This is a genomic window from Aeoliella fuhlenseeensis (assembly GCF_052161615.1).
GTDB lineage: Bacteria > Planctomycetota > Planctomycetia > Pirellulales > Lacipirellulaceae > Aeoliella.
Window position 1 is genome coordinate 2,986,085 of the sequence record NZ_CP197417.1, and the last position, 26,848, is coordinate 3,012,932.

The 26,848-nt window shown below is 57.2% G+C and carries 21 protein-coding genes and 1 tRNA gene; 11 read left to right on the forward strand and 11 right to left on the reverse strand.

Features of this window, described 5'->3' with window-relative positions; translation table 11 throughout:
• The first annotated feature begins 30 nt into the window (after positions 1 to 30).
• From bglX to SH292x_RS11755, 5 genes are all read left to right on the forward strand, one after another.
• Positions 31 to 2,424, forward strand: a complete 2,394-nt coding sequence (gene bglX / locus SH292x_RS11735; protein ID WP_442485804.1) for a beta-glucosidase BglX — start codon at positions 31 to 33, stop codon at positions 2,422 to 2,424.
• Between the two features lie 518 nt (positions 2,425 to 2,942).
• The gene (locus SH292x_RS11740) at positions 2,943 to 3,224 is read left to right on the forward strand and encodes a hypothetical protein (RefSeq protein WP_442485805.1); all 282 of its coding nucleotides are present in this window, start codon (positions 2,943 to 2,945) and stop codon (positions 3,222 to 3,224) included.
• 171 nt (positions 3,225 to 3,395) lie between these two features.
• Positions 3,396 to 3,683: a transposase gene (locus SH292x_RS11745; RefSeq protein WP_442485806.1), complete on the forward strand. Its 288-nt coding sequence runs from the start codon at positions 3,396 to 3,398 to the stop codon at positions 3,681 to 3,683.
• A gap of 3,115 nt (positions 3,684 to 6,798) precedes the next feature.
• The gene (locus tag SH292x_RS11750; RefSeq protein ID WP_442485807.1) at positions 6,799 to 9,393 is read left to right on the forward strand and encodes a primase-helicase family protein; all 2,595 of its coding nucleotides are present in this window, start codon (positions 6,799 to 6,801) and stop codon (positions 9,391 to 9,393) included.
• Between the two features lie 643 nt (positions 9,394 to 10,036).
• Positions 10,037 to 10,363, forward strand: a complete 327-nt coding sequence (locus SH292x_RS11755) for a helix-turn-helix domain-containing protein (protein WP_442485808.1) — start codon at positions 10,037 to 10,039, stop codon at positions 10,361 to 10,363.
• 58 nt (positions 10,364 to 10,421) lie between these two features.
• Here SH292x_RS11755 and SH292x_RS11760 read toward each other — a convergent pair whose 3' ends face one another.
• From SH292x_RS11760 to SH292x_RS11775, 4 genes are all read right to left on the reverse strand, one after another.
• Positions 10,422 to 10,823, reverse strand: a complete 402-nt coding sequence (locus tag SH292x_RS11760) for a hypothetical protein (protein ID WP_442485809.1) — start codon at positions 10,821 to 10,823, stop codon at positions 10,422 to 10,424.
• A gap of 364 nt (positions 10,824 to 11,187) precedes the next feature.
• Positions 11,188 to 11,601: a hypothetical protein gene (locus SH292x_RS11765; protein WP_442485810.1), complete on the reverse strand. Its 414-nt coding sequence runs from the start codon at positions 11,599 to 11,601 to the stop codon at positions 11,188 to 11,190.
• Positions 11,602 to 11,664: 63 nt separating this feature from the next.
• On the reverse strand, positions 11,665 to 11,985 hold the full coding sequence (locus SH292x_RS11770; protein WP_442485811.1) for a hypothetical protein: 321 nt from the start codon (positions 11,983 to 11,985) through the stop codon (positions 11,665 to 11,667).
• Positions 11,986 to 12,005: 20 nt separating this feature from the next.
• Positions 12,006 to 12,335 (reverse strand): helix-turn-helix domain-containing protein, encoded by a 330-nt coding sequence (locus SH292x_RS11775; protein ID WP_442485812.1) that lies wholly within the window; start codon positions 12,333 to 12,335, stop codon positions 12,006 to 12,008.
• A 106-nt stretch (positions 12,336 to 12,441) separates the two neighbouring features.
• Between SH292x_RS11775 and SH292x_RS11780 the strand changes: the two genes are divergently transcribed.
• Positions 12,442 to 13,674 carry a tyrosine-type recombinase/integrase gene (locus SH292x_RS11780; RefSeq protein ID WP_442485813.1) on the forward strand — a complete coding sequence of 411 codons (1,233 nt, stop codon included), beginning with the start codon at positions 12,442 to 12,444 and terminating at the stop codon, positions 13,672 to 13,674.
• Positions 13,675 to 13,726: 52 nt separating this feature from the next.
• Here SH292x_RS11780 and SH292x_RS11785 read toward each other — a convergent pair.
• From SH292x_RS11785 to acnA, 3 genes are all read right to left on the reverse strand, one after another.
• Positions 13,727 to 13,799: transfer RNA gene (locus tag SH292x_RS11785), tRNA-Lys, on the reverse strand.
• A 129-nt stretch (positions 13,800 to 13,928) separates the two neighbouring features.
• A complete protein-coding gene (locus SH292x_RS11790) occupies positions 13,929 to 14,615 on the reverse strand; it encodes a lysophospholipid acyltransferase family protein (protein ID WP_442485814.1) in 687 nt (228 codons plus the stop codon).
• A 90-nt stretch (positions 14,616 to 14,705) separates the two neighbouring features.
• Positions 14,706 to 17,474, reverse strand: a complete 2,769-nt coding sequence (gene acnA / locus SH292x_RS11795; protein WP_442485815.1) for an aconitate hydratase AcnA — start codon at positions 17,472 to 17,474, stop codon at positions 14,706 to 14,708.
• Positions 17,475 to 17,791: 317 nt separating this feature from the next.
• Here acnA and SH292x_RS11800 point away from each other — a divergent pair, with 317 nt between their 5' ends.
• A complete protein-coding gene (locus SH292x_RS11800) occupies positions 17,792 to 18,577 on the forward strand; it encodes a hypothetical protein (protein ID WP_442485816.1) in 786 nt (261 codons plus the stop codon).
• On the opposite strand, the gene SH292x_RS11805 is transcribed toward SH292x_RS11800, so the two are convergent.
• Complete coding sequence (locus tag SH292x_RS11805) at positions 18,549 to 19,331, reverse strand: hypothetical protein (protein WP_442485817.1); 783 nt, start codon at positions 19,329 to 19,331, stop codon at positions 18,549 to 18,551. The two genes, SH292x_RS11800 and SH292x_RS11805, sit on opposite strands and share 29 nt — an antisense overlap.
• Positions 19,332 to 19,598: 267 nt before the next feature.
• On the opposite strand from SH292x_RS11805, the gene SH292x_RS11810 reads away from it, so the two are divergent.
• Positions 19,599 to 20,702 carry a CAP domain-containing protein gene (locus SH292x_RS11810; protein ID WP_442485818.1) on the forward strand — a complete coding sequence of 368 codons (1,104 nt, stop codon included), beginning with the start codon at positions 19,599 to 19,601 and terminating at the stop codon, positions 20,700 to 20,702.
• 12 nt (positions 20,703 to 20,714) lie between these two features.
• Here the strand turns inward: SH292x_RS11810 and SH292x_RS11815 are convergent, their stop codons facing one another.
• From SH292x_RS11815 to SH292x_RS11825, 3 genes are all read right to left on the reverse strand, one after another.
• Positions 20,715 to 21,005, reverse strand: a complete 291-nt coding sequence (locus tag SH292x_RS11815) for a type II toxin-antitoxin system RelE/ParE family toxin (protein WP_442485819.1) — start codon at positions 21,003 to 21,005, stop codon at positions 20,715 to 20,717.
• On the reverse strand, positions 21,002 to 21,193 hold the full coding sequence (locus SH292x_RS11820) for an addiction module protein (protein ID WP_442485820.1): 192 nt from the start codon (positions 21,191 to 21,193) through the stop codon (positions 21,002 to 21,004). The genes SH292x_RS11815 and SH292x_RS11820 overlap by 4 nt, the downstream gene beginning before the upstream one ends.
• A gap of 134 nt (positions 21,194 to 21,327) precedes the next feature.
• A complete protein-coding gene (locus SH292x_RS11825) occupies positions 21,328 to 23,250 on the reverse strand; it encodes a chloride channel protein (RefSeq protein ID WP_442485821.1) in 1,923 nt (640 codons plus the stop codon).
• Positions 23,251 to 23,380: 130 nt separating this feature from the next.
• On the opposite strand from SH292x_RS11825, the gene serC reads away from it, so the two are divergent.
• The 3 genes from serC (at position 23,381) to SH292x_RS11840 (ending at position 26,723) form a co-directional block, all read left to right on the forward strand.
• On the forward strand, positions 23,381 to 24,472 hold the full coding sequence (serC, locus tag SH292x_RS11830) for a 3-phosphoserine/phosphohydroxythreonine transaminase (RefSeq protein ID WP_442485822.1): 1,092 nt from the start codon (positions 23,381 to 23,383) through the stop codon (positions 24,470 to 24,472).
• 80 nt (positions 24,473 to 24,552) lie between these two features.
• Positions 24,553 to 26,175: a phosphoglycerate dehydrogenase gene (serA, locus tag SH292x_RS11835; RefSeq protein ID WP_442485823.1), complete on the forward strand. Its 1,623-nt coding sequence runs from the start codon at positions 24,553 to 24,555 to the stop codon at positions 26,173 to 26,175.
• Positions 26,176 to 26,492: 317 nt separating this feature from the next.
• A complete protein-coding gene (locus SH292x_RS11840; protein ID WP_442485824.1) occupies positions 26,493 to 26,723 on the forward strand; it encodes a BON domain-containing protein in 231 nt (76 codons plus the stop codon).
• Positions 26,724 to 26,848 lie beyond the last annotated feature (125 nt).

Genomic DNA, 26,848 nt, shown 5'->3' on the forward strand with positions numbered 1-26,848 from the left:
CTCGCTTCCCGCTGGTTAGAGATCTATAAGATGGTACGTCCTCAATTCGTTGTTGCTGCGATCCTGCTGCTGTCGGGTTCGGCTGCGATTGCGCAGAGCACCGGTCCCGCGTCGCTGGCAAGTGAGTCGCCAACGGTGAGCGAATCCTCGGATATTGGTAAGGCTGCCATTCGGTTCGACTTGGTGGCCGGAGATGTCGCGCACCGTATCGACCACTTGCTGAGAGAGATGACACTGGAAGAGAAAATCGGACAGCTCGTACAGGTCTATCCCGAAGGTGACAAGTTAACCGACGAATTACGAGCCAAGATTCGTAGCGGCCACGTAGGCTCAATATTCTATCCCGGCGATGGAGAAGTAATTCGCCAGGCACAAGCGATCGCCCGCGACGAGTCGCGGCTTGGAATACCGCTGATCGTTGCTCGGGACGTGGTGCATGGCTTTCATACAATCTTCCCAATTCCATTGGGGCAGGCCGCGAGCTGGAACCCTGAATTGGTCCAACAAGCTGCTGAGTTTGCAACGACCGAAGCCAAAGCAGAAGGCATCGCCTGGACCTTCGCACCCATGGTAGATATCTGCCGCGACCCTCGCTGGGGACGCGTCGCCGAAACTTTGGGCGAAGACCCGATGCTCGCAAGCGAACTGGCCGTTGCAATGGTGCGTGGTTTTCAGCAGGAGAAAGACGGGCACTTAAATGGCATGGCTGCTTGTGCCAAGCACTTCGCGGCCTACGGTCTGGCTGAGGGTGGACGGGATTACAACCGGGCAAGTCTATCGCAGACAGATCTACACAACGTGTACCTTCCCCCGTTCCGCGCTTCAATCGATGCCGGTTGTCGAAGCTTGATGACGACCTTCAGCGAAGTGAATGGTGTGCCTGGTACGGCGCATGACGAGCTTATCAATGACGTAGCCAAAACCCATTGGCGATTTGGGGGCGTGGTTGTTAGCGATTGGGCCTCGATCAGCGAAATGGTGAACCACGGTTTTGTGCCGGACAACGCGATGGCCGCAAAGGCCGCGATCGCAGCCGGCGTAGACATGGACATGTGCAGCCCTGCCTTCGCCGGACACCTCAAAGCGTTAGTCCAGTCTGGCGAGGTACCCGAAAAACTCGTAGATGACGCCGTACGTAGAGTCTTGCGGCTAAAGGTCGAGCTGCAGCCCGCATCACCGGTCGCGATGCCGAAAGTGGCGGCAACAGGCGACATCTATTCAACTGCCCGCCAGTTGGCCGAGCAGAGCTTGGTATTGCTAAAGAATAACGGAGTACTGCCGTTAGACCAGCAACAGCTGAAGCGGCTCGCAGTGGTCGGTCCCTTGGCCGACGAGCCGGTAGAGCAGCTTGGGTGCTGGTCATTAGACGGGAATAGTGAAGCGAGCATTACGCCGCTCCAACATTTACGCAGCGTGCTAGAGGGCAAGGTACAGATAAACTACGCGCGTGGTGCAAAGAATAGTTTTGCAACGAACGACTCACTGATCGCGGAGGCCGTTAGGGCGGCGGAAGAGTCGGATGCTGTGTTGCTGCTGGTAGGTGAGGATGCCGTACTGAGTGGCGAAGCCCGCAGTCGCTCGACCCTTGAGCTTCCTGGTGTCCAATCTAAATTAGTCGCCGAGTTATCTGCCACCGGCAAGCCTGTGGTAATGGTCGTACTCGCTGGACGTCCGCTCGCGATTGCCGACGAGGTCGAAGCTGTCGACGCGGTACTCTACGCTTGGCATCCGGGCACAATGGCGGGACCGGCGATTGCTGACGTTGTGCTAGGCAAATCCGCCCCTTCCGGCAAACTGCCGATCACGTTTCCCCGTGCCGTCGGCCAAGTTCCGCTCTATTACAGTCACCCCAAGACTGGTCGCCCCGCGCCCGACGACTACATGCCGCTCACCCACGTGGATGAAGAGGATCTGCCGGAGGAGTTCCAGTACCGTTCGCACTATTTAGACATCAAGCACACGCCTTTGTTCCCCTTTGGATTCGGACTTTCCTATGCCACGTTCGAGTATACCGAGCTGGAACTCTCGTCCGCCAAACTGAGACCCTCGGACGTATTGAGCTTGCGCGTTAGGCTGCAGAATACTGGCGAGGTAGCGGCCACCGAAGTCTCTCAGCTATATGTTCGCGACCGCACGGCAAGCATCGTCAGGCCGGTGCGCGAGCTGAAGGCTTTCCGCCGTACGCAGTTGGAGCCCGGTGAATCGGCTGTGCTGGAGTTCGCTGTCCCAGTGGCGAAACTTGGCTTCTTTGATAACGACGGGGAATACTTGGTGGAGCCTGGCACGTTCGATGTGTGGGTTGGTACCGATTCGACTGCCCCACTTGGAGCGGAATTCGAGGTTTTCAGTAACACGCCATCCAAGGTCAGGCACGAGATCGCATTGCCCAGTTCGAGGGGCTCCGAAGCTTCGAAGCCTAGATAGCAGCCAGCAGTTACGTAGTGGGCGGAATCTGAACCTCTGCAATTCGGGAAGTCGTTATTGCAACCGATCGCCTGATTCTGTCGGGAAAGGGTGAATCGACGGGACCGTTCGGATTTGGCGTCATTCTCCAAAACCCGTCATCCTCCAAAACAAAGTCGGGCGCTAGAAGACGCTTGCTGAGCATTCCATGACAACTTCAATCCTGTCGCCCGAATTTAAGGCTTTGCCACCCAGTTGTCGGCTGAATGCTTTGCATTGACCCTATCGCGAGACTGCTCTTCGGAACCAGGAGTTGGCGGTTCGAGTCCCTCCGAGCGTGCTTCTCATCTGGCAGGGACTTTCGTCATTGTTCTGCCGCAGGTAATCCTAGGCAAGTTGCCTTAACAACACCATCGCATCGCACGCTACAGGGAGCTCGCCGGTCCCACCACAGCTGCGTTTGACCTGCCCTCTTCAACCGAGTCCCACGTCAGGAGCGATAATCTTGGTGTTTGGACGCAACTTGAAGGAGGGTTCCTATGCCCCGAGGTCAGAACTTCAAAGCGGCAGAGATCATTGCCATGCTGCGTGAAGCGGAGGTCGAATTAGCGCGAGGCGAGAAGGTGCCAGAGGTTTGTAAGCAGATCGGTGTGACCGAGAGTACGGTGACGACCGAAGAACTCACACGGTTGCTAGACGTTGCGCGCTGGCGACCGCTGGCCGAGCGCGGACGCGAAACGGTCCCCGTTGGAAAACCCTACAGGTCGCGCCACTTGGAAGCTTGCACCGCTGACCTACAGAACGCTCTCCGAGGCCGTTAGCCGCGCGCGGACGAAGCTGGCTGACAAACCGCAAGACTTAAAGCGGTGGGGCGTGAACGGGCCCTTATCTACAAGACGCTAGACTTTGTCCCAAAACTGGCATTTTGAACGGATGGAGTAATCGGCGATGCTTGACAGGGTTTTCAATTTTCTGCTAAGGAAGCTTTGTCGATGTCTCGTTTGCCACTCACGGATGAGGAATGGGAATTGATCGCTGAGGTGTTTCCGGAACCGGCTCCCACTGGCCGACCTCGCCGCGACCCAGGCCAAGTGCTCGATGGCATTTTGTGGGTGTTGCGGACCGGTTCGCCATGGCGCGATGCTCCCGAAGAGTTCGGCACCTGGAAGACATGCTGCAGGATGTTCGACACGTGGAACGCGGAGGGTACGCTGGCAGAGATCCTCCATCGGCTGCAAGCGGCGTTTGCACGGTCTGGACACGGCCGCGAGTTGGGCTGAGCCTCCAACGTCGAGGTCAGATCAACCACCATCTTGGGTGGATTTGCAGAACGGCGTGTGGTGCGAACGACCTCTGCAACTAAGCATCTGTGGATCGGGCAGGAAACAAGGTCCTTTCGTCGGCAGCCCTATAACCTGCGTCGGCCGTAAACGCCGACGCAGGTCGGAACCGCCCGTTTCTGTCCTAGGGATAGCCTTAAAACAAGCCCCCAAGAAAAATCAATTTTGGCGACGTCCGTTTGGCTGACCGATCGGGTACTATCGCTATATCTCTTCCGTCAAAAGGTGGGGGGAATCGCTATCCCCCGCTTGCTCTCTTGTAGGCCCGCCCGCATCCACTGCCCTCTGCTCGTGATCGTGGCATCTTGACGAGCTAGGCCCTTTTGCCGACGCCATGCCCAAGTTCTGGACCCCACCCCCTACCTAATTTCGCGAAAATTCCTGCACGGGGAACGAGCGGTCTTTGACTAAACGCTGTACCAGAATTTCGGCCCCCCCGGCTCCTACATAACGCCGCGAGATGGGTACATCCTTCTTGAAATGGCCGGACTGCAGCAACCCAAGACAGTCGCATGGTCCAGTTCGATTCCTCGTTCGTTGCTGGCGCGGGTGACGTGAGCGACTTTAGAATATTCCGAATCTTTCTGATGATATGCTCTGTTCGGTTTAGGGGTTCGTAGTGCACTCTGGTTTGTTGGGTTTAGAGGAATGTTCGGAGTTCCACTACGATCGTGGCAGACGATGATTTACGTGGGAAAACGATGTGCCATGCGGAACTGGGTCCTAGAGGAAGGCATAGCCTGCCCAAACGCTAGGTTCAAGTGGTTTTAACACATCGTTTCTCGAGACCGACCAACCACAAACGGAGGCGCGCTACATGAAAAACACACGACTAGGAATGTATTATGAGCATTTGTCTGCCCACGGTGAGTTGTACGTCCAAGTTTGACTACGAGCGAGTATACGAACTCTACAAGGAAACGAAGCAATCGCGCGGGAGACGCAATGAGCTGTGCATCGCGCTAATGCCCTGCTTGAAATGGCTCGCCGATGATGTGCTTCACAAAGTCGGGGCGCGTGAAAAATGGGTGAAGGCTTGGAGCGACGAACTAGAAGCGGTAGGCGCCGTCCAGTTAATAAGACTTGTCGACAGCCGCCTAGACCGTCATGACATCGATTCGGGGGAATATCTGCTTGATTCGATTTCGTTAGGTATCAAGAGCGCTATGGAGGACGCCTATCGTCGACGATTTGCGTCACCGCAGCCCTCGGCCGCTGCTATTCAGAAGCGAGTCGCGCGCGGAGAGCCCGCCTACAAGCCTTGGGACCGTCGTTGCGATTCCTTAAGCCAGCGAATCGACGTCGATGGGCCGACGTTGGGCGATAGACTACGCTCTCGCAATCTCAGCGAGCGGGGGTCACGGGCAGAGTTGCTACACGAAACCATCGTGACACTTTATTGCCTTGCGAACCACAAGAGTCGGCCAATTGTTAAAGAGCTTTTTGGAATCTCAGGACGCACAGTTACGGGAGGCGAGCATCACCTCATCCTCAGCGGCAACAAACCAAAGAAATTCGCGAAAATCGCTGAACAATTGGGCTTACCCTGTCCAACTGTAAAGTCTCAGTGGTACTCCTACCGGGATCATGTCATCAACGTCATTGGTCCAGGCGGGCGCGGACAGGATAGCAGGCGTAGAAGTTCTAAGTCGGCCGATTACCATTGGTCTGAATGGGACGTCGACAAAATAGTTGCCGTCCGAGCCATGGCCTCAAACAGTCCTCCTATCGCGGACTAATACAAACCCGGGGTATGCTCGCAGGGGGTACCTCTGCGAGCATGATCCCTGGAAAATCCTCCCTTGTACTGGGAGTATCGAGGATCGGTCAGTCGATTCGGGACGGTACCCGCCGTGGAATATGCATCCATTTCCTGCAATGGGCCCGACAACGAAGTTTATCGCTCACTTGGCGATGGTCCAGCGTGTGATGCGTGCGAGACTGGTCGCGGACGGTCTGTACCTTCGCAAGACGCTGCTAACCGTGCGACAGTCTACAAATGACTATCGGTTCTTCGTAAGACCTAAGGGGAACGATAGCCCGCACGAGACATCCAAACTGTAACGGGTCTTCGACTTATTTAAGCGTGGCAAAATATCTCGGACATCTATGTCAAATCGCGAAGCCCAAGCGGAATGGACATTAGCCGCATATCGCCGAGACTCCATTCTTCCCTGGCGGAATTCCGCAGGGCACCGAATTCTAAGGCGAAGAATTCGCTGAAAACCAGTTAGCTGGAGTGCCAGGGTGGAAGTATCTTTGCTCGTATCCTGTGCAGTGAGGGCTTATGACTAGGCCGGCTGACGGATGTCCTTGGGCGAATACATAGGGCGGACCTGGATCTAACCCACACCCACATTTTTACGGTGCCGGAATACAGGTGGAATAGCCTGGATTCCATCAAACGTGCCGACCTCAGACGACGGTCGATTGGACCTTTTGTGGACCGGGGCCACGGCCGCTACAGAATGCGGGCAGCCGCAGTAGCGTCCAAGAAGTCGACTTCGGGCGATCTAAAAAAAGTCGGATTTTTCTAGAATTGTCTCATCGAAATGGGCCTAAGTACGCATAGGTATAAGTAGGCGGGAGTAGCCTCCTCAATGCAGGATTAGCCCCAGCTTCTTTACCGAGGTTTCAACGACTGTCCTGCTACGCCGGATTCGGCAAGCTCGTATTGGTAGTCCTGGTGGCTACCCCTCTATCGGTCCGGCTAATTGCCTCATCGCGGGCAGATTTGGTAACGGAATTTACCCGTCACCTGTCATTGAACTGATTGGAGGTCTTTTACCTATATATACTCTTATTATTATTTTTATAATTATTTTTAAAAATAAACTAACTAAATAATAGACTGACAGACTGACAGTAAAAAACACCCTTAAAAACAAGTAGTTTTCTCCAAACCAACTGTCAGGTCATCTCATTCAATGACCTGACAAATGAGGGGCATAATTCCCCCCATCTCCCCGCCGGCCCACTCTGGGTCGGCCATCTTCCGCGGTGCAACCAACCGGTCTGCCCCGCCTTCTTCATTCCTTTCTAAAGGACCGTGTTGATGAAAGTACGCGATTTTATCCTCCGTGAGGTGCCCGACACCGAACAGTTCCGCCGTGCCCGTGAACTGGATGTCAGCCGGATGGACTTCACTATGAAGGTGCAAGGCCCCGCCGGCAACGAGTACGTGATCCGAGTACCTCGCGTAGAGGCCACCGGGGCAATCTGCCGCGAACTCCCCGAGATTTCGAAAGATGCAAAGCTCCTCAACCTAGGTACCGCCGGGTGGGACTATGTTGAGCAGCAAGTAACCTGCATCGGCATCGATATCGACACCGATGACAACCACGCTAGCGGTTTGGACCAGGGTAGGTTCGAGTCTGTTTTTGAAGCCGTAAAGATGGTGCCCTGGTTGGAAGTGCGCCGCTCTTCTGGTGGCAAGGGTCTACATTGTTTCGCCCACGTCTCTGAGCCGGTGAAAATCGGCGGCCGGAAAGAAAGTTCGGCACTCGCTCTTGCCGTTTTAGAAGTAGCGAGCCGAATCACCGGATGTGACCTGAAGGCCGCAAAGGACTGTGCGGGTGGCAATCTTTGGATCTATAAGGCCGATGCCGCGCCGAACGCGTTTGAGGTCATCAAGCCAGCAACTGACACACTCAATCCAACCGACTTGCCACCCGGATGGCGTGACCTGGAGAAGTCGAAGAGAAGCCAAAGCATCCGTTGTGCGCCTTCTACCGTCGAACTCTCTCCAGCTCATCTGCAGATCCAGGATCAGGTACAGGCGGAGGGCTTCACCTTCATCTACGTTCCAGAACTTGGGTGCTTTCACACGCACACCAAAGCTTTAGAGCAGGCGGCGAAGAAGCATAGCTATCGCGGACTCTTCCGCACTAATTCGGCTGGTACCGATCCGGGTACTCCAAATTGCCACATGTGGCCGTTACCCGGCGGTGCATTCCTCGTCATGCGTTTCGGAGATGCCCAGGAGGACACATCCTGGTATCGCAGTCCCAAAGGAGCATATGCGTACCTCAACGTCAGTGTGCCCTTCGACAAGGCTGTCCATCACTTCGCGAAGAACAACTCGTCAAAAGGCTATGAGTTCGGTCACGACGCCTTGCGACAGTTTCTGGAGGCTATCGGAGTTGCCGTCGATGTACCGGAAATGTTCGGTGACAGAAAATTGTTCGTAAAACAAACCAAAGACGAAGCTCGCATCACCGTTGCCAAGGGAGATACCGATGGGCCCTTGGAAGACTGGACCGTCGCCAGCGGCACGTGGCAACGCTCTTTCCTCATTCCGCCACCGGACGAGGCTTTTGCGTACGCAGACTCGATCCGAGCTTCGGAAGTCGTCCGCGCCGTATCCAACGAGGCGGGTTCAGATAAGTGGTTTGTCCGCAATGGTGAGAAGTGGATCGGAACCAACGCTGGTGAGGTGAAAAACGTCCTCGTCTACCAGTCCATCCACCCGGCGAGTGCCATGGGACGGATGCGGCAAGAGCCGTACGAACTGGTTTACGAGCCGGTCAAACCCGAGTACCTCGATGGTAAGCGATGGAATCGTGGAGCGCCACAACTGGCCTGCGAACCTGCCGACGTTGCGTTGGACACACCCACGTGGGATGCCTTGTTTGAGCATATCGGTAAGGGCCTAGATGAAGATGTGGCGGCCGATCCAGACTGCCAACGACTGGGCATCACCACGGGCGCTGATTACCTGCGTATTTGGGTCAAGCTCCTAATAGAGAGACCTAGCCAGCGTACTCCCTACCTTTTCCTGTACAGCCGCGAGAATAATACGGGGAAATCAACCTTCGCAGTTTCTCTTTCCTACCTAATTAACCCCGGAGTCGCTGAGATAAACCAGGAAGCATTTACTGGAACGTTTACCAGCGAGCTAGAAGGCAAGGTGCTTTGTCTCATCGAGGAACTTGACCTGCGGGATAGCCATAACAAGGCGTATGCGATGCTCAAACGCATTCTCACTAGTCCGACCTTGACAATACGTCGTATGCGGACGGATGCGTACGAAGTCCCTAACTTTACTCATTTTATTCACACGGCCAACGATGCCAACTTCGTGCCTTGCGAGTCTAATGACGTTCGGCTTGTGATGATCGGGGTGTCTCGTATTGAAGAGTTCATCGAGCAGGACGTACTAAATCAGTGCCTTCGCGACGAAGCGCCTTCCATGTTGCGCAAGCTGTTCGATATGCCGCTTCCAGAACGCTGTGGACGCTTTTGGCTACCGGTGGTGCAAACCACCCTCAAAGAAAGTGTCATTGCGGGCGTGCATGACGACGAAGTGACGCCAGCCCAAGAAGGTGTCGCCGAGTTCGCCAAAGCCTGTTTGGTTGGTGGTGCCGAGCACGAAGTGCAAACCAGCGAAGTACTTGCAGGTTATACTCAATTCTGCACGAAATTTGGGTTTCCCGAAGTGCCAAAAACGGCGTTTCTGAAAACGCTCAAGGAAGCCGTTAGCTTTCCCATCGGACCGGTTCGCCAGAAGCGCGTTGATGGTATTCGCAAAGGGCATTACCGAGGCTTTACTCTGCGGAGCAGCGTGGATGTTCTAGCTTCTACAAAGCAGACGCACCTTTCGGGCGACTCGCTCCAAATTGGCGCGACTAACTACGCCTTGTCGTGCTAATCGCGTCGGTCGGTAACTTCTTCTCGGGCGAGCGTGACAGCTTATGTCATGCTCGTCTATCAATTTCAATCCTTTCTGAAAGACAGTGCTATGAATACTTTTCTACGAATCACGAATCCCGATGGCTTGCTTCAATTCGCGCCGCCTGCCGGAATTTTTCTAGGGGATCAAAGATCGAAGCTCGCCCATGTTAATTGGGTTTGGCGAGACACCCAAATGGAAGGACTAGTGCCAGGCATCTCCTTTGAAAATGGTTCCGACCCTTACCAGCAATACCGACTGGCAGAACTATTCCTAACGGGGTGTAGAAAGGCACCTCAGATAAACAGACGAGTCTCCACTAAGGGTGTAAAGCACCTAATCGAGGAAATTGCTCCCGAGCCTGCATACGTGGGTCAGGCGTACGTGATTCTCGCTGCTCGCTGCCTAGGTTTCGACGTACGCCCCACGGACGATCGCCTCTCCTATCACCTCAACATCGTGTCGGATGATCGCTACTGGGGGCAATCTAAGTTGAGTGACTGGAACTAGCGCGCGGACGCGACCCGGCGGCTATTCTGGCGTGGAATGACCACACCGCCATCGCCAGGCGGCACGATTCGCTCTGCCGCCGTTTTTCTTCTTTTTTCCGATAGGACCCAAAATGAAATTTGAACCATCCGAAATTGAATCTCTAGCAGCGGCGCTTGCGACCTGCCTAGAGGAGATTGTGGAAGATAAGCTCGCCAGCATCGTCGCTTCATCTAAAGTGCCGGAGATATTGTCTACCGAGCAAGCTGCGTTGTTTATGGGGGTGGATGCGCAAACGATACGAAGGGAGGCCCGGAGGGGGCGTCTGCCTCATCTGAAGGTCGGCAAGAAGAATAGGTACCGACGGCAGGACCTGCTAGCGGTCTTCGAGGTGCCTGTTGGTAGGAAGACCACGTTGCCCTTCAGCGAAGAGAAACAAGAAGTCGCCCAATTCAATTGAATGGATTGCCTTGCTGCCCCACATCTGGGGTATCGATCGCTTGTGGGGACGTAGAAGGTCAATTGTCGTCGTTTTGAGATTGGGGTAGTGCTGTAGCTGATGAGGAAGAAGTGAGTTTTACTAATCCCGGTTTCAATAGAGGATCTAACGGGAACTCATACTTCTCACTTAATTCCGCCAACTTCGTCAAAAACGCATCTACTCCCTTCAAATTCACGGCTGCCATTCGAAGTTTGAACAATTCCTTCGCGTCCGATTTGTCCACTATCGCATAACAAGCGATGCAGTAAGTTTGCACCGTCGAACCCAAACGATTCAGCGCGAAAACCAAATCAAAGTATTCTGAAAAGACCGCTAATATGAAGATGGACAAGAAGAAGACCATAGTGTGGAGAACGAGTTTGCCAACGCTACCCTCTTCTTGAGGTTGAGCATCTGTAAGCGGTTTCGAAGCATCCATGGTTTGTCCGGCTTGGGGACTGTGCATTAGATCTCTAGCCTCTTCGTAGACCCTGATCCCAGCGAGCACCAGTAGGAATACGACGACTATCATTAAGAGAAGCTGAGCGGGGACGACGACGCTAACACTTTTTGGTGAATTGAACGAAGCCACGTACGCCCAACCGGCCAGCCTACGGTAAAGCCGATTCGTCGAGTGCCGAAAGCGAGTTAGACCAACGACGCTCCCCGTGTATAGCTTCCTGTAGATGAAATACGCACCCATTAGAACTAGCGAGGTGGCTATGCTCGTTAAGAGTGGCGATGCCTCAATCGTCTCAATGATGCTGTAGCGATCATTCATTGGTCGCTGCCCCTTGCTATGACTATTTGAATGGCGATTCTGTGACCGTCTTTAGAACACGCTCCACGTAAGCCACTGCAACATTCTGGCTTGCGTGGCTATAGTTCGCGTGGGCGTATTCGTTCCGCTGATCTAGCAAGCTCTGAAGATTGCGAAAGTGTTTTTCAGTGAAAACACCTAGTCCCACTCCTTGAGAATTCTTGCAGACCTCCAAAAAGTCATACTCTCCGAGGTGGAAGAAATCTTCAAAGGTATTGATCTGTGCCGGCCCCCGGCGTGGCGGTTTGCTCGCTAGTTGAGTATTGAAGTCGACAAGTCGGCCACAGGTATCGTTGAAAACCCATGCTCGGATAATGTCGAAGCCCAACGCCCAACCCATTACGATTGCCGGTCGAGCCAAGCCCGTCTTTAGGCAAAGCTCCAAATCCTTACGCATCGCTTCCTGGTGTGCGGGTAGCGGGTGCCCTAAATCGGTCGCAAGGTCGGTCAATGCTTGTAACTATTGATCGCGGCATAGTATCGCCGTCACACTCGTCGACTCACTAATTGAAGTGAGGCTTACGCCGCGGGCATATTCCTGCAATCTAAGAGATTCTTCAGGAGTAATACGCCGGTTGTGTTCGTAAACTATTATTTTTCGTCGACGAAAATCCGCCGCCAATGCAGCCGTAGCGGCGAACTCACACTGACCAGCCGTCCGTTCCACAACTTCAATTGCGTCTTGATACTGATCAAAGGTCCAAATCTGCGGGTTAATTAAAGCAAGACAGCTATTGCCTAGATCAATTAGCACCGACACTGGGACTTCGGTATCCGCCATCGCACCCCCTTTTGGCTTCCTCATTTTTTCTTCGCTGGCTTTTTCTTCGGTGCCTTGCTCTTCAACTGTCGAAGCTCAAAGCCCATGAAATAGGCCAGCCGGTTAAACGTCTTTAGGCGTAGGTCGCCCCCATTCATAAACATGCTTATTGCACCTTGGGGAACCTCGGCTGCCTTCGCTAATTGGTATTGCGAAATTCCACTCTCGGCGATGGCTTGCCTGAGTTGCTGTGCGAAATCCATATCTTCTGGAACCTCCGAAGGCATCTTCCTTTGGAAAAGGTATGTAGAACCATCACGAGCTTTAAGCTCGTAATCGGGTCGCGCGTCGTTTTCAGGTTTCAAAGCCATGCCAAAACTTATCGGCAACCTGATTGACTCGCAATCGATCAGCAATATGATAGAAAGGTCTCGTTTTGCCGTCAATCACTTCTCACCTCAGTAAAGGATCCAAGTAATGACCGTAAGAGTTTTCCAGAAAGCAAGAGAACGGAAGAAACTAGGGGTCAAGAGTTGCCCCTGGTGGATCGAATGGCGAGACCCCGCCAGCGATCGCAAGTTGTGCAAGAAGATTGGACCGAAGAAGCTCGCAAAGGAAGCTGCTGATGCGAAGCTGGCCCAACTGATCAAACGTGAGACGGGGGTGACCGAGGATAAGCCTTGGACCGAATTTATCGGCGGATATGATACTCGGCATATTCAAACCGAACTCACCAGTGAAGCCAGCCGCGTGGAAGTACGGCGAGTCGTGAAACGGTTCGGTGAAATGATGAAACCGAAGTTCGTAAAGTCAATCGACGAGACCATGCTGGACCAATACGTCGCGAAACGACGTAAGCAACGTGGTCAAAAGCCCGGCTCCAAGTTGTCCGTCGGCACCATCCGGAAGGATATCCGCACGTTGCTGGCAGCACTGAATAAGGCCAAGCGATGGCGGTACATCGATCGATTGCCGGAGATGTCGAAGGTTAAGGGGATCGAACCAGAAAAGCGTTTCGTCACAGAAGAGCACTTTACGGATATGTTGGCGGCTCTCGGTAAGGCCCCCTGCCCCGTTAGCTTCCCTGTTGGCTTCGAGTACGGCGGAGCTTGGACCCCGGCCCAATGGTGGTCTGCTCTCTTGATGAGCGCGTGGATTACAGGTATGCGACGTGGTGCCCTACTCGCGTTGAAGTGGGCCGATGTCGACTTGGCAGCTGGAACCGCCAAGAGCCGTGGGAAGGACAATAAAGGCAAGAGAACCCATCTAGTGAAGTTGGGCCCTGCCGGGGAGCTACTGAAGTCTCTGGAAGGAAGTGACGCCCGGGTGTTCCCATGGGACCATGCGTTGACGTGGTTCGATGCCCAATTGCTCGCCATCCAAACCACGGCTGGTATCAAACTCCCTTGCATCGTTGAAGGTGAGCACGAATGCACCCCTAGTTGCTTCGCCTACTCAATGCATGATTTCCGACGTGCTCACGCCACTTATCACTATGGCAAGGTGAGTGACCGAGACCTTCAGGAGCAGATGGGCCATGCCAACTTTGCCACGACCCGGAGCTACGCGAAGTACGCCAAAGCTCACCAGAATGCCGCCTATGCTTACCACCTGCCCGAAGGTGCGATGGCGAAGGCCTTGAAGTTGGTGAAAGCCGACGGAAGCGATCTGGGAGGCCAGAGGGAGGCCAACGCTCAGAATCTCTGTTAACCTCTCTGTGGGCACCAGCCGCAAGTGTTTCTCCCATAGCACTTTAAGAAAATGACCCCGGCGGGACTCGAACCCACGACCCACGGATTAAAAGTCCGTTGCTCTACCGACTGAGCTACAGGGTCAAAGAAACCGCCCGAGGGCGATTGGAAGAACTGCTTTAGAATCGGTTGGAATGGCTGCGTGAGCGGCCGGCGAGTGAAGTCTTTATTCTACCTGGATTATGGAGCAGCAAAAGGCCGGGGCGGTTCGCTTTATTGCCAAGTTTTCCAGCCTTTACCAGCAATTTGCGGCTCGAAGTCGTCGCGGCCGGCTAGTTTGGCGATTTCTTTGACGCACTGGATGGTCAAGCGGGTGACGACTTCCTGGTCGCGATCCTGGCCGTAGTACTCGCTCAAGTCGATGGGCTGACCGACGTGCAGGACGATTCGCGATGGCATAAACACAGGCATCCACGCGACTTTGTGGTAGGGTGTCCCTTCGACGTAGCACGGCAGTACCGGCACCTTGGCGCGGAGCGCAACAACGATTGCCCCCGGGCGAACGGGAAGCATGAAGGCGTCGGTTGTGTTGATGGTTCCTTCGGGGAACATGCCGACGAGCTCGCCTTTTTCGGCCTCGCGAATCGCTCCGCGGAGGGGCGACACGTCGGTGCCATTCTTGCCCACGGAGATGATCTCGAAGACATCGAGCATTCGGGCGATGATAGTGCCCGGCTTGTAGAGCGCGGCGACTAGCCAGTGGACGAGCCGGCGGCGCGCGACGACTTGGAACACGCACGGGTCGACGCTGCTGCGGTGATTGCAGATAATCACCGCACCCTGGTCGTCGGGAATCGGTAGCTTATCGGGGACTTTCGCCCACCAGACCACGCGGACCAGGAACTGATTGAAGTAGTAGAAGCACCACTGGATGAAGCTGTAGGAGCGACGTTCGGCCATCGTGGCGGTGGTCCTGAGGAAGGCTTCGTGAACGAATAGCCCCGACCATGCTTGGTCGGGGCTAGGGGTATCTCCAGAACTTCTGTGAAACTAGTCGGCCAGGAGTTTGCGCTGGACGAAGTGGAGGATGCCACCGTGGCGGTAGTAGTCCATTTCGACAGGTGTGTCGATGCGGACTCGCATTGGGAACACCTTGTCGTTGCCAGCCGCATCGGTGGCGACCACTTCGAGAGTTTGCAGCGGCTTCAGGTTGTCGTCGAGACCGCGGATACTGTAAGTCTCTTCGCCGGTGAGGCCGAGCGATTGCCAGGTGGTGCCGGCTTCGAACTCAAGAGGTAGTACTCCCATCATGACCAAGTTCGAGCGATGGATGCGCTCGTAGCTGGCGGCCAAGACGGCGCGGACGCCGAGTAGGAAGGTTCCCTTGGCGGCCCAGTCACGGGAGCTGCCAGTGCCGTACTCGTTGCCGGCGAGGATCACCAGTGGCGTGCCATCGGCTTGGTACTGCATCGAGGCATCGTAGATCGGCATCACTTCGTCGGTGGGCAGGTAGCGAGTGATGCCACCCTCGGTGCCGGGAGCCAGTTGGTTGCGGATGCGGATGTTGGCTAGCGTGCCGCGCGTCATCACGCGATCGTTACCACGGCGGCTGCCGTAGCTGTTGAAGTCGATCGGCTCGACGCCTTGCTCGCGCAGGTAACGTCCCGCAGGGCTGTCCTTAGCGATCGAGCCAGCCGGCGAGATGTGGTCGGTGGTGACCGAATCGCCCAGCAGGGCGAGGCATTTTGCGCCGGTGATCGACTGAATCGGCTTGACCTCGGGTGTCAGGTTCACGAGGAACGGCGGCTCTTGGATGTAAGTACTGTCGGGGTTCCAGTCGTAGATGCCCCCTTCGCTGGTGGCGATGGCGTTCCACTTTTCGTTGGCATTCCACACGCCATCGTACTGTTTCTGGAACATCTCCGGACGGACGCAGTTGGCGACCACGGTTTGTACTTCCTCTTGCGTGGGCCAGATATCGCGGAGGAACACGGGCTTGCCATCGTCTCCTTCGCCGATCGGATCGGTCTCGAAGTCGATATCGGTCGTGCCAGCCAGGGCGTAAGCGACCACCAGGGGTGGGCTCGCCAAGTAGTTGGCTTTGACGTCGGGATTGATGCGGCCTTCGAAGTTGCGATTGCCCGACAACACGCCGGCGACCACGAGGTCGTGCTCGCGAACAGCCTCGCTGATGGCGGCGGGGAGCGGGCCGCTATTGCCGATGCAGGTCGTGCAGCCGTAGCCGACGGTGTAGAAGCCGATCTTAGCGAACTCGCTGTCGAGCTTCGCCTTCTCGAAGTAATCGGTTACCACCCGGCTACCAGGCGCGATGCTGGTCTTCACCCACGGCTTCGACGCGAGGCCCCGTGCGGCGGCTTTCTTTGCCACCAAGCCGGCGGCAATCATCACGCTGGGGTTGCTGGTGTTCGTGCAGCTCGTGATCGCTGCAATCACCACGCTGCCATGCTTCAGGGCAAAAGTGCAACCTTCGTTTTCCACGGTCACGCCTTCGCGACCTGGATCGGCGATTGCAACTTCGGCTACCGCGGCACCGGCGGGATCGGGGACACCGCCACCCTCGCCTTCCCAGCGGCCGGCGGGCGAACGATCAGAGTACGACTTTTCGTAAACCTGGCCCAAGTCCTGACGCCACTGCTGCTTCATCTTTGCCAGCGGAATGCGATCCTGTGGACGCTTCGGGCCAGCCAAGCAAGGTTCGACGGTCGAAAGGTCGAGGTGCAGAATCTTGGTAAACGTTGGCTCGGGGGCACTATCGGTGCGGAACAGCGAGTTCTCTTTGGTGTAGCGTTCGACCAGTTCCACTTCGGCGGCGGTACGGCCAGTGAGCCGCAGGTAGTCGAGCGTGCCCGAGTCGATCGGGAAGAAGCCCATCGTCGCGCCGTACTCGGGACTCATGTTGGCGATCGTTGCGCGATCGGCCAGCGGCATCGTGCTGACGCCGTCGCCGAAGAACTCGACGAACTTGCCAACGACCTTCTCCTTGCGGAGGATCTCGGTGACCGTGAGCACGAGGTCGGTCGCGGTGGCGCCGGACGGGAGCTTACCCGTGAGACGCATGCCGACGACCTCGGGCATGAGCATGTAAATCGGCTGGCCGAGCATGACGCCCTCGGCCTCGATGCCGCCGACGCCCCAGCCTACGACGCCGAGGCCATCGATCATTGTCGTATGGCTATCGGTGCCGACCAGCGAGTCGGGGTACGCCACGCCATCGGTGACGAACACGCACTTGGCGAGGTACTCGAGATTCACCTGATGCACGATGCCAGTGCCAGGGGGAACCACTCGGAAATTGTTGAACGCCTTTTGGCCCCAGCGGAGGAACTCGTACCGCTCGCGGTTACGGGCGAATTCCATGTCGATGTTCTGGTCGAGCGCCGAATCGCCCAGGTAGTAGTCGACCTGCACCGAGTGATCGATCACCAGGTCGACGGGAACCAGCGGGTTGATCTTGTTGGGGTCGCCACCCAGCCGCTGCATGGCCGAACGCATGGCCGCGAGATCCACCACGGCGGGGACGCCGGTGAAGTCTTGGAGCACCACACGGGCGGGCTTAAACGGCACTTCTTCGCCACCGGCACCCTTGGTGTTCGCCCAATTGGCCACGGCCTTCACGTCCTCCTGCCGGACGACGTAGTCGTCGCAGTTACGCAGCACGCTTTCGAGCAGCACGCGAATGGAATACGGCAGGGCGTCGACCTTCGTCAGGCCGGCGTCTTCGAGGGCAGTGAGTCGGTAGAAATCGGCCTTGCCATTGCCTGTGTCAAAAGAACCGCGAGCGTTGAATACGTCGGACATGGGGACTGGCTGGGTTGGGTGTAGTCGGAAAGGGGCGAAATGATAGCGTGCCCGTCGGGTGAATTCTAAACGATCGCCAGTGCTATCGCGAGGTGCCGTGGAGCCCTTCTTGTAGCTGGATTCGCGAGAATTTAGCGATCTAGAAGTGCATCCTGAACTCTTGCGAGTTCTGCTACGAATCACGAGACAAAACGCCTTTCCGAATAATCTCCGTTTTCCCTCTTGGAGATTCGTCGTGCTAGCACGCATAATCCCACCCATCGATGCGAGGTCGCCACGGATGGCCACCCAGCAAAGACTGAACAAGGAGGTTCAGAGTGAAGTTGCAAGGATCGCAACGCTTGGCGAGCCTAATCGCCACTGTCCTTATTTGGAGCCACTTTCAGTTGGCCGACGCTGCTTCGGTGGCATCGTCGCCCAACTTCACGGTTATGGCTCCAAACGCTCGGCTGGCTGACATGGTAGTCGCCCATGCCGAGCAGTTTCGTACTCGGTTTGCTGCGGCGTGGCTGGGAGGGAATCTCCCAGCCACCCGCACACCGGCTGCCATCTACGTCGAGATCGACCCTAAGAAGTCCTTTGCCCGCGCCCTAGTGGGCGACGCCGACGGTGGCCACATGGTGTGGCTGGTGGGGAGCGAAGAGGCCGTTACGAAGCATCTGCTAGAACACGAGCTCACGCATGTTCTGCTAGCTGCACGATTCGGCGACTCGATGCCCATCTGGGCCAACGAAGGGATCGCCAGCCAGTACGACAATCCTCGTCGACACGAGCTCAGACGCCAGAAGCTCAATGGCTTCGTCGAGATCGATAGCTGGCCTCACCTCGACCGATTGATGACCGACGAGATCCGTCAGCCTTGGCAGTACGCCGCGGCGGTAAGCCTCACTGAATACCTCGTCGCACGAGGGGGCACCCAGAAGTTCCTGGCGTTCGTAGACGACAGTCGCCAAGATGTGGTTAAGGCGCTCGATACGCACTACGGCATACGTTCGCTCAGCGAGTTGGAGCACGACTGGCACGCGCACGTCAGCGTGGAGAGCAGTCGCGCGTTGCCCGTCGCGATCGCCAGGACTACTGACTCAGAACGCTTCGTTCGCTAGTCGATTCGGGAGTGGTCGCCGGAGTTGCGGATTCGACCTTGTATTCAAGTTCGAACTGGCCATTCTCACGATTCTCCACCCACTCTTGAATCCCCTTGAACACGGGCTTGCCGGCGGGGTCGTAGAGAAACGACACGGTGCCAACAGGTGCGAGGACGAACGACTCACCCTCGACCACAGTCCACGCGGTGCCATTGATGAACATCACCACTGGCGCGCCAGAGTTGTTTACCAGCCGCACCTTGCCTTGCAGCAATTCGCCCATCGTGCCACGCAGGTCCGTGTCTTCGACCATCGCTCCGAGCGCGCGGCGGCTTAGTTCTGCGGGATCTTGAACGCGGGCCAGCGCTTGCTGCATCGAAGCGAGATTAGTCCGCAGTTCTTCGAGTTCGGTTTCGAGGGCGACGATCCGTTCGGTCAGCTCATGGACCTTCTGAGCATTGGGGTCGTCGGTGGCGGCGGTCATGGCAGGGCCTTCGACAGCTGCTTCTTCGGCAGCGGCTTCGGCCACTTCCTCTTCGACCGTCCCGGGAGCGTCGTTTACTAGCGGATCTTGCTTGTCCACCGGACCGAACAAGTCCTCTTCTGCGTCTTCGGTTGCTGTGCTCGCTGGAGCCTCTTCGGGCTGTTCGACCTGAGCACTTACGGGTTTGGCCGGGAACTTGCCGGTTGAAGGTTCATCGGCCCACGAGCAGCCGACGATCACGAGGCTTAGCGCCGCGGTAAAGACGGTGTTAATCGAACGAAGAACCATGACATCCACTCCGGCAAACTGTGTACTGAGGGCTGATGTTTCAGCGATGGGCCCCGTTAGAAAATGCGGGACCCTATATCTAAGGTGGCTGGGCGAGAGTTGGGTGTCAACTAGATGCACCCAAAACACTGGAAGTCTGGCGAAAGGGGGAAAGAAATAGGGGAAAAACGGTGGTCCGACCCGCCCGTAATCCTTGTAGCCCCCTGTGTCCCGCAGGTAAGCTAGCGGAAGTGGGGGACGGACAGAGGCAATCTACCGGAGCACTACATGCGCGCGCTACTCCTGTTCCTGCTGCTAGCAGGTACTTTGGTTACCGATCTATCCCCAGCCAGCTACGCGGCTGAGGAAGTCAAGGAAGACGAGAAGGTACTGCGCATCACGCCTGCCGAGCGACGCGCGGCTCGCATCTACGTCACTCGGTTTCGCCGCGCTCGTCGCGACATGACAGCCCAGGCCGCGGTGCTGGCCGACGCCATGCAGAACAGCGCGCTGGCGGTGGAAGATATCCGCGGCATGATCGAGGCGCAATTAACGCCTGCCGTCACGCAGTATCGCGAGGACTTTTTCCGCGCCGCATCCGGTGCCGCCGAGCGAAAGTTTGCCGCCGCGGATAAGAACGAAATCGCCAAGTTGCAGGCGGAGGTCAACGCATTGCGTGAAGACCCGGACCTGACAAAGGAGCAAATCAAGAAGGTGGGCGACCCCGCACTCGAACGACTCGCCGCGATCGCGCTGGTGAGTCGCGAAGACGTGCTGGGCTCGAATCGCCGCTTAGTGGATAAGCGGCAAGCATTACTACCTGCTGGCAAGTTGTGGGAAGTTTCCGAGGCTTACCTGACGAAGTTCAATCCCAAGCCCGCAGGCGAGGACGACGCCGTGGCGAGCGAAGCGCTGACATTCGACAAGTACCTGGAGCAGGAAGAAGAGATCGCCGTGCGGCTTGCGCTACCCATGAGCGACGAGCATCGCGCCGTTTTGGCGGCGAACGAGCAGCTTTCGAAGAAGCTCGATCCCGAAGAGGCGAAGTGCGTGTTGTCGCTCAACTTGATGCGCATTCTCTTGAATCTCGACCCCGTCCTCGTCGACTTACAACTTACCGCCGCCGGTCGCGATCACTCACACGACATGCGCGAGCACAACTTCTTCGCCCACGAGTCGCCCGTGCCCGGCAAGAAAACACCGTGGGATCGCGCAAAGAACTTCGGCACCTCGGCGTCGGGAGAGAACATCGCCGCTGGCTACGGCACCGGCCCCGACGCCAACATGGGTTGGTTCCACAGCCCCGGCCATCACAAGAACATGCTTGGCAAGCACAAACGCGTCGGCGTGGGCCGCGACGGGAAGCACTGGACGGAATTGTTCGGGGGCTGAGGGCTGGCTCGGCTAGCTTAACCGATCGCGCGTCGAACGTGGATCCAATCGACAATCTAGAACGGCATAGACACTCACAACCGACTCGTCGACCAAGTAATAGATAGCGAACGGAAACACTTTCGAGAGGCTGCGATGGTATCCAAACTCGCATTCGTGGATGCCAGCCTGTTCGGACAACGCATCAATGTCTTCGAATAGGGTGTGCAGGAAGTAGCCCCCAAGGCCCTCTTTCTGACTCTCGTAGAATCGCATTCCTTCCAACAGATCGTTCTTGGCCCGGTCGAGAATGACAACCTTCATGAGGCTGCATCCCGAATCTCTCGTTTAGCGACTTCCCAGTCAATAAATTTGGCTTCGCCAGAAGCGGCTGCAGCTTTGCGCTGCTCAAGTTCGTGCCCGTGCCAAGCGGGAGAGACATAATTAGAGCCGTTCGATGAAATATCTTGCCACAAGGCTTCCATTTCTTCGAGCTTCTCATCGAGAGACATCGCGTGGAGTGGTAGTCGCGTCGCCATGGAACAGGCCAATTAAGAAAATGGGAGCGTCCGCCGATACTTAGATTTTACCTCGTCAGGTGAGGCTTGGACACATGATTCACTCTTGAAATGCGTGAATTTCATCACTAGTGCCCGCTCAACATTTCCTGCCGGTAGCGCAGCATCACGTCCCGCCGACGCAGCAGCCCCACCAGACGGCGATTCACCCCCTGCCCCACTTCGACGGGCAACGTTTCCACGTCGCGGGTGCCGAAGTCGCGGATGGCTTCGATCAGATTGTCGCTTGGTGAGACGGACAGAGGCGTTCTCAGTGCGAGATCCTCAGCATTCACAAGCAGCGGCGACATGTCGCTGTCGAGCACCCGGTGGAGATCTTCGGCGCGAATGATGCCGATCAGTTTCCCCTCGGCGTTCATTACCGGCAAGTTTTCAATGTCGGGATTTTCGCGGGCAACGCGGACGATGTCCAACGCGGTGTCCGTGTGCTGTAGGATTGGAAATTTGCGAATCATCACATCGCGAACCATGACGTGGTCGAGACAGTGCATGTCATGCCCGCGGGAGATGTGCTCGCCTCGCCGGCTCAGTTTCTTGGTGTAGATGCTCTCGGGTTCGATAACACGGGCCACCACGCTCGAAATCCCCGCCGCAGCCATGATGGGAAGGATGATCTCGTACCTGCCAGTCATTTCGTAGACGATCAAGATCGCCGAGAGAACTCCATGCGTCGTGCCAGCGACCACCGCCCCCATACCGACGATGGCGTACATGCCGGGCGATGCCGAAAACTCGGGAATCAACCAATGGGCGACGATACCCAGACAGGCGCCGAGCGTCGCCCCGATGTAGAGCGAAGGCGCGAACACACCACCGGAGCCACCACCGGCAAGCGTGATACTACAGGTAATCGGCTTGAGAAACACCAACGGTAACAGCCACAACAGTTCGTGCCATAGCGCCGGCCGGTCAACGTACACATGTCGGTCCGGCTTGCCATCTGGCGTGCTGTGGCGGTTGCTTTCGAGTTCGAGATGCAGCGCATGATCTACCACGCTGTAGCCGACGCCCATCAGCGGTGGCAGCGGTTGTTGGCCCTCGGCCACCAGCTTGGCTTGTGATTCGGACAGGGTAGGTGGTCGCACGGGATAGAGCGCTCCGGCCGCGCCGACCGCCAACCCCAGCAACAACGCGCGCTGCCACCAACGTGGCGAACGCCGCTCGGCCCAATCTTCCGTGCCGTACAAAGTCCAGATAAAGCCCACCGCAACCAAACCAGCAAGCACCCCCAGGACAACGAATGAGGGCAACTGCGACCAAGCACCTAGGAAGTTGTAATCGAGTTCGCGGAAAGCCGGTTCTAACCGGTGCTCGCCGACGTGCTGCTGAACGACGTCGGCCATCACGCTGGCAATAACGATGGGCGTTAGCGATTCGACTGTGAAACTACCGAGAATGATCTCGCTGGCGAACATCACTCCCGCGAGCGGTGCGTGGAACGTGGCGCTGATACCCGCGGCAGCACCGGCGGCAACCAGCACTTTGATGTTTCTTGCTGAGAGGTTGAAGCGCTGACCAAACATGCTCCCCAGCGTGGATCCGATCTGCACGATGGGCCCTTCGCGACCGATCGAGCCACCGGTGCCGATGCAGAGGCCGCTGGCGATGATCTTCACCAATGCCACACGCGGACGAATGATGCCGTCGTGTCGCGCGACGGCGGTGATGACCTCGGGCACTCCATGACCCTGGGCCTCCGGGGCGAAGGTGCGAGTGATGTAGGCCACTAACACCAAACCAATGGCGGGAGACGCCATGAGCGCCAATTTCCACCACGGATCCATCGCCGCCAGATTATTGGCCCAGCCAAAGGTCCATTCGGTGGTGTAGTGGATGATGTAGTTAAAGAGGACCGCCCCGTACCCAGCCATTAGCCCGCAGATTGCGGCCAGCGTGATCAATGATGTCTGGCCTTCTAGGCCTCCACGGCGAACCAGCGCGAACCATCCCGCGCGAATGCGGTCGATCCAGGTGCTATTGGAATCGGGCATGATTTCTCGAAATGTCGGTCGCGCGGGGGCGAGCGGTGCGGAAAGTGGCCCCTAACTGGTGACCCGGTGTCGCGTTACAATGGCCTCGGCGTTGGAAACCCCTCTTCGGCATTACCACCCTACCATCAAGATGACCACCCGAACCTACAACTTTTCCGCCGGACCTGCCACACTCCCCGTGAGTGTTTTAGAGAAAATCCAGTCCGAAATGCTCTGCCTACCCGGCGTGGGGGCGAGCATCCTGGAGATCAGCCACCGCAGCCCGCCGTTCATCGAGATCGCCAACGCGGCGGAAGCCAACCTGCGGCATCTACTCGGCATCTCCGACGACTACTCGGTGATCTTCCTGCAAGGCGGCAGCCGGTTGCAGTTTTCGATGGTGCCGATGAACTTGATCACCGACGAGGCGAAGTCGGCCGATTACATCCTCACCGGTAGCTGGGGCAAGAACGCAGCCGACGAGGCCAAGAAAGAAGGCGGCGTTCGCGTCGCTTGGGATTGCAAAGCAACCAACTACGACCGCCTGCCCGCAGACAGCGATCTCGACCTCGACCCGAAGGCGGCGTTCGTTCACTACACTTCGAACGAGACCATTCAGGGCGTGCAGTTCAAGACCGAACCCAAGACGGGGAACGTCCCGCTGGTGTGCGATGCTTCGAGCGAGTTCCTCTACAAGCCGCTTGATATCGCAAAGTACGGCATGATCTACGCCTGTGCCCAGAAGAACGCCGGGCCGGCGGGTGTGACCGTCGTCATCATGCGGAAGGATCTTCTCGAACGTTCCAGCGACAAGCTCCCAGGCTACCTCAACTATAAACTCCACGCCGAGAACGACTCGATGTGGAACACCCCGCCGACGTTCGCCATCTACGTGCTGAAGCTGATCACCGATTGGCTAAAGGACGACATCGGCGGGCTCGAGAAGATGTACGAGCACAATAAGAAGAAGGCAGCCGTGCTGTACGATCTGCTCGACGCCCATCCCGATTTCTATCAGGGACACGCCCAGAAGGACTGCCGTTCGTTGATGAACGTCACATTCCGCTTGCCCAGCGACGAGCTCACCTCGAAGTTCCTCAAAGGGGCGGACGCGGCAAATCTGTCGGACCTCAAGGGCCACCGATCGGTGGGCGGTATCCGTGCCTCGATCTATAACGCCATGCCGATGGCTGGGGTCGAAGCGCTCCGCGACTACATGAAAGATTTTGTCGCCAAGCAGTAGGCGGTCGTTCGCTACTAGGCGTGGTTACGGTAAAGCAACGCCCAAACTCTCTTTCACACCTAACCTCCAGTTCTGCTCCCATGGCCAGCGTTATCGTCCTCGACAAACTTGCTCAGGAAGGCCTCGACATGCTCGACGCCGCGCCTGGGATTACGTACGAAGTGATCACCGGCCTAACGGGCACCGACCTCCGCGACGCCCTCGCGAAGTTCGACGGCGCGATCTGCCGCAGCGGTGTGAAGATCACAGCCGAGTCGCTCGAAGGCAATCGCCGGCTGAAGGCCATCGTCCGTGCAGGCGTTGGTACCGACAACATCGACAAGGCTGCCGCGACGAAGCAAGGCATCGTCGTGATGAATACCCCGGCGGGCAACACGCTGAGCACCGCCGAGCACTCGATCGCGCTCATGCTGGCCCTATCCCGGAACATCGCACCGGCCTACCAGAGCCTGATCGAAGGCCGCTGGGACCGCGGCAAGTTCATGGGGACCCAGGTCGCTGGCAAGACGCTCGGCGTAGTGGGTCTCGGCCGGATTGGTCTTGCCGTTGCCGAGCGTGCACTGGGGCTCGAAATGCGGGTGCTCGGTTACGATCCGTTCATGACCGAAGAGCGCGCCCAGAAGCTCGGCATCGAGCTGATCGCGACCGTCGACGAGATGCTGCCCCAGATCGACTACTTGTCGGTCCACACGCCGCTCACCGACGAGACGCGCAATCTGATTGACATGCCTCAGCTCGAAAAGCTGAAACCCGGCGTGCGACTTATTAATTGTGCCCGCGGTGGTATCTACAACGAAGCCGCGCTGGTCGAAGGGCTCAAGTCGGGCAAGATCGCCGGCGTTGCGCTCGACGTCTACCCCGACGAGCCGTGTACCGACAACCCGCTGTTCGGCATGCCGGGCGTGGTCTGCACGCCACATCTTGGTGCGAGCACCGAAGAAGCCCAAACGTCGGTCGCCACGGAAGCTGTGGAGCTGCTAACCGCGTTTCTCACTACCGGTGCTATTCGCCACGCAGTGAACATCGCGTCGCTCGACCCCAAGACCCTCGAAGCGCTTCGCGGATATCTCGACGTGGCCTATCGCCTTGGCCGCCTGGCGGCGAGCGCTCAGCCGAGCGGTTTGTCGTCGTGCCACCTGGTGTACCGCGGCGAAATTGCTCAGCAGGACACCAAGCTGCTGACCTCAGCCTTCTCGGCCGGTGTGCTCGAAGGAGCCCTCACCGAGCCAGTGAACCTCGTGAACGCCGGCATGATGCTTCAATCGCGCGGCATCGAGGTGGTGGAAGAGTCGAACGCCGAGATGGGAGCCTTTCGCGCGTCGATGACCGTGGAGATCACCGCCGGCAAGACGAAGCAGAAGTTCGCCGGCACGCTGTTCGGCAAAGAAATGCCCCGCTTGGTGGCCGTGGACGATCAGCGGCTCGAGGCCTATCTCGATGGGTCGATGCTCATTTTCCATCACCAGGACGTACCCGGAATCATCGGTGCCGTGGGCACGACGTTTGGCGAGCATGGCGTCAACATCGCCCAAATGGCGGTGGGTCGCACCAAGCCAGGCGGCGAGGCCGTGGGCGTGCTGAACCTCGATGGCGAGCCCTCACCCGAGGCAATCAGGGCCATCGAAGCCCTGCCCCACATCACCCGCGCCCAAGCGGTCTGCCTCCCGAAAGCGGGCGAACTCCCAAGCTGGCTCGCCGGCTAACTACGGACTTCCCGTAGCCCTCTTTAGTCTTCAACAGCCGGACCTCCACGAGGCCAGCGAGCTGCACTGTTGCGCACTTCGCATTAGGTCGCGGAAGGCGTGGTCTTTTGGCTAGCGGGCCACATCGCGCTCGACGGGCCTGAAAATCCCTCGCGCAATCGGTACAGCCGTTATGCGCTGGCAGGTTGCCCCACTTTCTCCAGGTGTCAGAGATTCTCGGCTCAAATCCGAGCGTGTGCTATCCGATGGCTAATACTAGCTAAGCCTCGCGCTTGCCCTGCCATCCTCCCGAAGCCGCTCGATCCGGAGCCCTCACCATGCTCGAAACCGTCCACGAGATTCCCCACCTGCTCGACCGCATTTCGGCGGCGCTCAATTCCAGCCCCTACATTGCCCCCGGAAAGATTCGCGTCGAGTCGGGTGAGAATGGATTGGTTCGCCTGCATGGGCGCGTCCAGACATTCTTCGAGAAGCAGATGGCCCAAGAAACCATCCGCCACATCGCCGGCGACGGCCGCATCGAGAACATGCTCGAAGTGACTTGGTAATCAATCAGTCATCGAGCCGCTCCATATGTCGTGTGAGCCGGGTCGTCCCCGACCCCGGACATTCGACTTGTTGGAAAGTGCTCCGATTGGCTATCGGGCTCGGAGAGCCCTCCTCCAGTTCCGCG